The organism is Microbacterium sp. UBA3486 (assembly GCF_002377845.1).
Classification (GTDB): Bacteria; Actinomycetota; Actinomycetes; order Actinomycetales; family Microbacteriaceae; genus Microbacterium; species Microbacterium maritypicum_A.
The window spans coordinates 1-368 of the sequence record NZ_DFQP01000031.1 but is presented as its reverse complement, the minus strand read 5'-3'; the positions used below and the strand labels follow the sequence as shown (position 1 = coordinate 368).

Genomic DNA, 368 nt, shown 5'->3' with positions numbered 1-368 from the left:
AAGACCAAGCCGACGCAGCACTCCGTCGCGGCGCTCCGCCAGGTCGGCATCCAGCCCGATGCCCTGGTGCTCCGCAGCGACCGTCCGGTCAGCGTGAGCAACCGCAACAAGATCGCTCTCATGTGCGACGTCGACGTCGAAGGCGTCATCAACACCGTCGACCTGCCGAGCATCTACGACATCCCCTCGACGCTGAACGAGCAGGGGCTCGACTCGTACATCGTGCGACGGCTGGGCCTGGACCAGAAGGCGGCCGACGTCGACTGGACCCGCTGGAACAAGGTGCTGCACGCGGTGCACAACCCCAAGCACGAGGTGACGATCGGTCTGGTCGGCAAGTACATCGACCTGCCCGACGCGTACCTCTC

Annotated in this window: 1 pseudogene; it reads left to right on the top strand. The window is 65.5% G+C overall.

Going from position 1 to position 368, the window contains the following annotated elements:
- Positions 1 to 368 (top strand): annotated as a pseudogene (locus B2869_RS03830) (CTP synthase); the annotation flags it as partial.